Source organism: Phenylobacterium sp. (assembly GCF_036402295.1).
Taxonomy (GTDB): domain Bacteria; phylum Pseudomonadota; class Alphaproteobacteria; order Caulobacterales; family Caulobacteraceae; genus Phenylobacterium.
Genome location: NZ_DASWTE010000081.1, coordinates 1 through 7,751 on the forward strand (window position 1 = coordinate 1; position 7,751 = coordinate 7,751).

The following is a 7,751-nucleotide window of genomic DNA, read 5'->3' on the forward strand; positions in this document are numbered from 1 at the left end:
GAAGGCCGTCCTGAGTCAGGAGGCCAACCACCCCCTCGTGTTCATCATGCTGGGAGCCGTCGTCGCCCTGGCGTTCCGCGCCAAGACCCCGCGCGAGGCCGGCCGAGCCCAGTAGCGCGCCTCTCAGGCGTTGTTCAGCACAGAGCCGATGATCTCGACGTCGTCCTGATTGAGCTGGGCCGTGAGGGCGCCCATGTCTTCGGCGTAGCTCAGGTTCCGCCGGGCCACCAGCAGCGCGTAGCCCGTCGTGAGGCCGACCGCCCGGGCGCCCGTCGAACGGTTGGCGGGGGCGGTGTCGAAGATCGTGCAGTCGTAGTCGCGCAGGCAGCGCTCCGCGAGCGCACGGAACCGCTCGCTCCCCAGGCCGTCCGGGCCTTCCGGCACGCCCGCGCCCGCGTATAGGACCGAAAGGCCGGGAAGCACGTCGGAATGCACCACGTCGTGCAGGCTGAGCTCGGCGTCTGTGAGGAGGTCGCCCAGGCCCGGGCCGGGCTCAGGCGGCGCAATCAGCTCGTGCAGGCGCGGGGCCTCCAAATTGGCGTCGACCAGCAGGGTCGAGACCCCCGCCTGGGCCAGCGCAATAGCGAGGTTCGCCGCCACGAAGGTCACGCCGGCCCCGGACGCCGCACCGCAGACGGCAAGGCCTCGCCGACCCAGCCGCACGTGCCGGTCGACGACCTCGTGGGCCAGCGCCACGATAATGTCGCCGCCCGGCCGCGCCGGATCCAGGGCCACCAGGCGCTGGGCGAGGCGGTAGCCCTCGGGCGTCACCCAGACACCTTCAGGCCGCGCCTTGCGGCCGCGCGGGGGCTTGGGCGGCTTGACCTTGCGCGCCTTGGGCGGTTTCGGGGCCCTGGCGGCCTTGGGGGGCCGCGTCATTCCGCAGCCATGGCCGTGGGCGGACGCGTCGTCTCGATCTGCGCCGGCACAGGGCCACGACGGCGCTTCCGCAGCGCGCGTCGATAATCCGGCAGTCCGACCAGCACCGGCGCCCCTGTCGCGGCCTCGAGGTCGCGCGCCGCCCGGATGCGCCGCCCCATCAGCTCGATCAGAATGGCCAGCAGGCAGCCTGCCAACAAGCCCAGACCGGCCGAGCCGCCGAGGATCAGCAGCTTGTTCGGGAACACCGGCGTCTTTTCCGCCACGGGCGGGCCGATCGGTTTCGTCGTCGAGATGTCGGCGCCGGACAGGGTGCGCGACGCCACGAGGCTCTCGGTCATCTTGTTGATGTCTTGGCGCAGGCGGTTGATCTCATCCTGCATCAACCGCAGCCGCAGCGTGGGCTCGCGCGCCGCGAGCACCTTGGACATCTGCTGCTCGACCATCGCCGCGGCGATCCGCTCGTTCTGCGCCACGACCTGGGCGCTAGAGGAGGCGCGCGAAGCATTCGCTTCGACCTGGGCCTGCAGGGCGATGCGGCGCTGGCGCAGGCCTATCAGCCGCGGGTGATTCACGCCGAGGGTGGTGCTGGCTTCGGCGATCTCGCCGTCCAGCTGCCGCAGCAGGATGCCGGCGACCCCAGGCCCGGACGGTTTGACGACCACGGGCATCCGGTCCACCCGCAGCATGTCTTCCAGTTTGGCCGCCTCCTCGTCGCGACCCCGCTCGCTGATCGTGAGGCCCGTTTCGTCCTCGTAACGGTTCTGCATGTCCTCGAGCTGGGCGAGCGTGGCCTTGGCGGCCTCGATCCGCGTGGCCAGCCGCTGGCCCTGCTCTTCGGCTGCCCGGCGCGTCTGCGCGGCGCCCGATTCTATGTAGGCGGCGCGCAGGGCGTCGACCACGGCCTCGGCCAGCTCGGGCGACGAGGCGATGTAGGCGATCTCGAGGATGTTGCTGTCCTCGACCATCGAGCCGCCGGCCGCGGCGCCTACCTGGGCGGCGATCCACGAATGCAGGTCGCGGCCGTCGGCCGGCGGGTTGGCGTAGTAGGCGGCCTGGATGTCCGGATTGTCGACGAAGCCCATGGCCTCGACGGCGGGTCCGGTGACCTGGAAGTCGCGGATCAGGTTGATCTGGCTCGTAATATAGGCGTCGAGCATCTTCGAGGGCAGGACCGCGCCGGTCGTCGGGTCGGGCCGGATGTAGTCGAGCACGACCCGGGCCGTGCCCTTGTACCGGGGCGGCGACGTGGCGATCACCACCAAGCCGCCGATCAGGCAGGCGGCCACCGAGATGGCCACCACCAGCCAGCGCCCCAACAGAGCCCTAAGGATTGCCTTCACAGTCGTCCACGCAACGCGCCGCCGAGCAGCGGCCTACCGCCTGATACATTGCGCCGTCGAAGATTAGAACCGCGCTAAAATGCAAGAAGCCGCCGACCCGAGGGTCGGCGGCTCCCGCAAACTATGTTGCGACGCTTCTTAGGCGAAGGCGACGCGACGACGGCGGATCATGTAGCCGGCGCTGCCGAAGCCCATGATCATCAGGGCCCAGGTGGCGGGTTCCGGCACGGCCGCGATGTTGAGCGAGCCGGTGTAGGTCGCGCCCGGCGTGGTGCCGAAGCCGAGGACCGAACCCTTCACGGTGATCGTGTGCGGGCCGGCGCCCAGGACCGTGCCCAGCAGCTCCCAGTTCTCACCCGACGGGTCGGCGCCCACCTGCGTGAGATTGAAGCCGTCCAGCGTGATCTCCGAGAAGTCGATGTCCTTGGAGCCGAGCTGGATCGTCCCGACGGTGGTGTTCGTCAGGTTCGAGCCGTCGAGCGTGAACTCGAACGTATGCTCGAACGCACCGAGGTCGTCGGTGATCGTCGCCGAGAAGCCTTCCGAGCCGTTGAGGTTCAGAGCAGCCGAGTCGATCAGGTCGAAGGTGACGGCGGCGTTCGCGGAGCTGGCGCCGGCCATCAGAGCCACAGCGAACGCCGAGGCAGTCAGGAACTTGGAGAAGGTCTTCATTTGTCAGCACCCCTAAATTTAACTTCGCATTCACCCTTAGAGGGGCCGCCAGCCCCTGTCATTTAACTTCGCCTAATGGGCGAGTGGCGGAAGCCTCTCACCCGAAAAGCCCTCGGAACCCGCAGTCCAAAGATGCCAATGGCGAACCGGCACAGCAGCGCAGTCTGCAAACTTGGCGCCAGTTGTAACACTCAAGGTTGATAAGAGCGAGTTTGCCGTCGGGCGGCCCGATCCAGCTCCGCTTCGCCCGCCTCAGAATCGACTTTTCGGCCTGATTAAGCAAACAGAAGGCAGAGCCGAGGCACTAAAGGCGTCCAAGAGCAGAACGCCCGCGTACACGCGTGGGTTATGGTACAGGACGCACGTACGATGGAGAGCGAGTTGGCCTGGAACCCGTTTAAGCGGAAGACGCCCGCGAAGTCGGCGCGCGCCGAGGCCGCGCAGACGGCGGTGGTCAAGCCGCTGATCCGGGAAGCGCACCGGCGCGGTCCCGAACCGGGCGGCCTGCCCCGTTTCAATACAACCGCCAGCGACCAGATGAGCGGCCGCGGCGACCGCTTCTCCGCGGTTCGCGCGAAGCTGCGCCATGCGTTCACGCCGTCCCAGCCCGTGGCCGACCGGCGGCTGTTCGCCGGCCGCGACGACGTACTGAAGACGATCATCCGCTCCATCGAGGACCAGCGGCTGCACGTCGTGCTCTACGGCGAGCGCGGCATCGGCAAGACGTCGCTGATGCACGTGCTGACCCAGGCGGCTACCGAGGCCCGCTACATCGTGGTCTACACCTCGTGCGGCGCGAACTCGAACTTCGACGAGACCTTCCGCGCCGCCGCGGCTGAAATCCCGCTGCTGTTCCACTCCGGCTTCTCGCCGACGACCGCCGAGGCCGAAAAGGGCTCGTCGCTGGCCGACCTGCTGCCCAACGAGCCGCTGACCCCGCGCAAGTTCGGCGATCTCTGCGCGCGGCTCACGGGCACGCGCGTCCTGATCATCCTGGACGAGTTCGACCGCGCCGAGTCCGCCTCGTTCCGCCGCGACATCGCCGAGGTGATCAAGAACCTCTCCGACCGCCTGGGCCGCGTGCAGCTGGTGCTGGCCGGCGTCGCCGCCGACCTGACCGAACTGGTCGAGCACATTCCGTCGATCCGCCGCAACATCTTCGCGCTCCGGGTGCCGAAGATGACCGAGGCCGAGGTCCTGCAGATCGTCGCCAACGGCGAGCGCGAGGCCGACCTGAAGTTCGACACCCAGGCCAGCGCCTTCGTGGTCGAGGTGGCGCGGGGCTCGCCCTACATCGCCAACCTGATCTGCCACCACGCCGGCCATGCCGCGCTCGACGCCGGGCGCAGCACGGTGCTGCCGAGCGACGTGGCCAGCGCCGTGGACCGCACGATCCTGGAGTTCCAGGGCCGCATCGCCTCGCCCGCCCAGGCTCACGTGCGCCGCCTGTTCGAGCAGGGCCGCCAGGATGCGCTCGCGATGACCTCGCGCGCGGCCCTGGCCGCCGACGGCGTGTTCGACGCGTCCGACATCGAGACGACGAACCACATCTCGGCCCGCAAGGCCCAGGACGCGATCGAGGTGCTGGCCAACGAACGGCTTCTCAAGTCCATGCCGGGCGAGAGCGAGCCGCGCTACGCGTTCGTCGAGGAAGGCCTGCCGACGCTGATCTGGATGATCTGGGCCCAGCGCAACCTCAACCGCGAGGCCGCGGTTCCGAGAGCGGCCACAGGCTCTTAGAGCGCCAGACTCGGCAGAAGAAAAAAGGCCGGCGCCCGGGCGCCGGCCTTTTCGTTACTTGGCCGCCGGTTCCGCCGGCGGTGCGGCGGGCGCCTCTGCCGGCGCCGCCGCGGGTGCGGCCGTTGCCGGCGCTGGGGCCGCAGCCTTCTTCTTCGGCGGCGGCGGCTTGTAGGCCGGGTTGTAGATGATCTTCGACTCCGCGCCCTTACGCATGTCGGTGACCTTCTTGGCCACGAAGGTCTGGGCCTTCTGGCCTCGGATCGTGTTCATGGCGAAGGCCGTCGCCATGTCGCCGACGAACGGCGTCGGGCGCACCGCGGTGACCTGGTTGAACAGCAGCGAGCCGCCCTGCGGAATCACGAAGACCTCGCCCGCGGGCAGGTTGATGACCGCCTTCACCAGCGCCGGGTTGCCCGTCAGCGTGTCGAGCACGACCGCGTTCTCCTGGTACTGCACGCCTTCCGCGGCGAGCAGCGCCTTCACCTCGTCCAACGTCTTCAGCGGACGCAGACGCTCGGGCGCGATCTTGGTCGGCGCGGCGATGACCTGGTCGACGAACATCACGCGGCGGTTCGCGAACATCTCCGGATGCGACTGCACGAAGGCCTCGGCCTCGGCGCGGGTGGGCTGGGTGGTCTGGCTGGCCAGCTTGCGCTGGTAAAGCTGCGCCAGCAGCGTTTCCTGCCCGCGCTCGAGCTGCAGGGTGTAGTCGGCGCCCTTGTCCAGCTTCATCTTGCGGGCTTCTTCGGCCAGCATCTTGCGCAGGATGATCCGCTGCAGCGCCTGCTGCTGGGCGGCCTTCATGACGGCGGGATCGCGCGAGCTGAAATTACCCAGCTCGGCCCGCAGCTGCAGCGTGGTGATCTCTTCGCCGTCGACCGTGGCCACCACCTGGCCTGTGGGCTTGCCGCCGCCGACGAGCTTCTTGATCTGGTCGCAGCCGGAGAGCGCGAGCCCCGCGCTGACGGCCACCACGACGACGAGTGCTTTGGTCTTCAAGGGCCCCTCCCTCTAGCCGAACCGTCGCGCGGTTCCGGCGGGCAGTTGATGCAACAATTCTTACAGAGTCCGAACCGGTCGTAGCGCAGACGCGAAGCGGTAGCGAACCCGTTATGCAGATGGGTAACAGCGTCCGTCGATCATGGCGAGTGGGCGCAGGCTGCACTCTCTCCGAGTGTCATGCGCCGCGGCCGGCCAGCTCACGCAGATAGCGACCGTACTCGCTTTTCGCCTGGACGTCGGCCGACTTCAGAAGCTCCTCGCGGTCGATCCAGCGGTTCTCGTAGGCGATCTCCTCCAGGCAGCCGATGCGCAGTCCCTGGCGCTGCTCGTAGGTACGGATCAGCTCGCCCGCTTGGATAAGGCTGTCGTGCGTGCCGGCGTCCTCCCAGGCGAACCCGCGGCCAAGGAGCTCGACATGGAGCTCGCCCTGCTGGAGGTAGAGGTCGTTGAGCGCGGTGATCTCCAGCTCGCCGCGCGCCGAGCGCGTGAGGGTTTTCGCCATGCTGCTGGCTCGGCCGTCGTAGAAGTAGAGGCCGGTCACCGCGTAGTTGGACTTGGGCTTGGCCGGCTTCTCCTCGATGGAGAGGGCCTTGTTGTCGGGCGACAGCTCCACGACACCGTAGCGCTCGGGATCGTGCACCGGATAGCCGAACACCGTCGCGCCGTCCTTGCGCGCGTCGGCCGATTTCAGCATCTGCACGAAGTTCTGCCCGAAGAAGATGTTGTCGCCCAGGATCAGGACGCTGGGCTCGCCGCGGACGAACGCCTCGCCCAGCAGATAGGCCTCGGCGAGGCCCCCGGGCGTCGGCTGGACGATGTACTCAAAATGAGCGCCGAACCGCGAGCCGTCGCCCAGCAGGCGCACGAAGCCCGCCTGGTCCTCGGCGGTCGTGATGATCAGGATCTCCTGCACGCCGGCCAGGAACAGCACCGACAGCGGGTAGTAGATCATCGGCTTGTCGTAGACGGGCAGCAGCTGCTTGGAGACCGCCATGGTGAGCGGGTGCAGCCGGGTGCCGGCGCCGCCGGCCAGGACGATGCCCCGCCTGGTTGCTTGAGGGGGCGTCACGCCTTGACGAGCCCCAGGCGGTCCGAATGGAAGCCGCGGTTCCGGATGCCCTCGACCCAGGCGTAGTTGTCCACGTACCAGCGCACCGTGTCCTCCAGGCCCTGGTCCAGCGGCATGCGGGCCGACCAGCCGAGCTCGCGCTCGAGCTTCGAGGCGTCGATGGAGTAGCGGAAATCGTGACCCGGCCGGTCGGTGACGAACCGGATCTTCTCGGCGTGGGGCGTGTTGGCGGGCGCCATCTTGTCGAGGTGGGCGCAGATGATCTTCACCACCTCGAGGTTCCGCTTCGTCGCGTCGCCGCCGATGCAGTAGGTGTCGCCCAGCTTGCCCTTGGCCAGCACCAGCAAGAGCGCCTCGGCGTGGTCGTCCACGTGCAGCCAGTCGCGCACCTGCCGGCCGTCGCCGTAGACCGGGATGTCCTTCCCCTCCAGCGCCCGGGTGATCACCGTGGGGATCAGCTTCTCGGGGAATTGGTAGGGCCCGTAGTTGTTGGAGCAGTTGGTGATGACCACGGGGAACTTGTAGGTGTGGCCCCAGGCCCTCACGAGGTGGTCGGAGGCCGCCTTTGACGCCGAATAGGGCGAGCGCGGGTCGTAGGGCGTCTCCTCGGAGAAGTCGCCGTCCTCGCCGAGGGCTCCGAACACCTCGTCGGTCGAGATGTGGTGGAAGCGGAAGGCGTCCTTCTTTTCACCGTCCAGCTTGTTCCAGTGGGCGCGCGCCACCTCCAGCAGGATCGCCGTGCCCATGATGTTGGACTTCACGAAATCCAGAGGACCCTCGATGGCGCGGTCGTTGTGGCTCTCGGCGGCCAGGTGCATGACCGCATCGGGCTGGTGCTGCGCAAACACCGCCTCGACCTTGGCGCGGTCGCAGATGTCGACATGCTCGAAGGCGTAGTTCGCGTCGCCGGCCACGCTCTCGACGTTCTCGAGATTGGCCGAGTAGGTCAGCGCGTCCAGGTTCACCACCTGGTGGCCATCGCGGATAGCCCGCCGGACGACCGCGGACCCGATAAAGCCGGCTCCGCCTGTGATCAGGATCTTCAA

At 68.1% G+C, this 7,751-nt stretch carries 7 protein-coding genes; 1 reads left to right on the forward strand and 6 read right to left on the reverse strand.

The genetic code is table 11. The features are described 5' to 3' along the window. Positions 1 to 123 precede the first annotated feature (123 nt). From VGD44_RS05420 to VGD44_RS05430, 3 genes are all read right to left on the reverse strand, one after another. Positions 124 to 879, reverse strand: coding sequence for a CpsD/CapB family tyrosine-protein kinase (locus VGD44_RS05420; protein WP_331084673.1), 756 nt, complete (start codon positions 877 to 879; stop codon positions 124 to 126). Then, complete coding sequence (locus tag VGD44_RS05425; RefSeq protein WP_331084675.1) at positions 876 to 2,198, reverse strand: hypothetical protein; 1,323 nt, start codon at positions 2,196 to 2,198, stop codon at positions 876 to 878. Before VGD44_RS05425 ends, VGD44_RS05420 begins: the two co-directional genes overlap by 4 nt. 162 nt (positions 2,199 to 2,360) lie before the next feature. Then, a complete protein-coding gene (locus VGD44_RS05430) occupies positions 2,361 to 2,894 on the reverse strand; it encodes an FxDxF family PEP-CTERM protein (protein WP_331084677.1) in 534 nt (177 codons plus the stop codon). A gap of 369 nt (positions 2,895 to 3,263) precedes the next feature. Here VGD44_RS05430 and VGD44_RS05435 point away from each other — a divergent pair, with 369 nt between their 5' ends. Then, a complete protein-coding gene (locus VGD44_RS05435) occupies positions 3,264 to 4,634 on the forward strand; it encodes an ATP-binding protein (protein WP_331084679.1) in 1,371 nt (456 codons plus the stop codon). A 54-nt stretch (positions 4,635 to 4,688) separates the two neighbouring features. Here the strand turns inward: VGD44_RS05435 and VGD44_RS05440 are convergent, their stop codons facing one another. The 3 genes from VGD44_RS05440 to rfbB form a co-directional block, all read right to left on the reverse strand. Beyond that, a complete protein-coding gene (locus tag VGD44_RS05440; protein WP_331084681.1) occupies positions 4,689 to 5,633 on the reverse strand; it encodes a peptidyl-prolyl cis-trans isomerase in 945 nt (314 codons plus the stop codon). 178 nt (positions 5,634 to 5,811) lie between these two features. Continuing rightward, on the reverse strand, positions 5,812 to 6,705 hold the full coding sequence (gene rfbA, locus VGD44_RS05445; RefSeq protein WP_331084683.1) for a glucose-1-phosphate thymidylyltransferase RfbA: 894 nt from the start codon (positions 6,703 to 6,705) through the stop codon (positions 5,812 to 5,814). Next, a partial coding sequence (gene rfbB / locus VGD44_RS05450) for a dTDP-glucose 4,6-dehydratase (protein ID WP_331084685.1) occupies positions 6,702 to 7,751 on the reverse strand: 1,050 nt, incomplete at its 5' end. The genes rfbA and rfbB, both read right to left, overlap by 4 nt.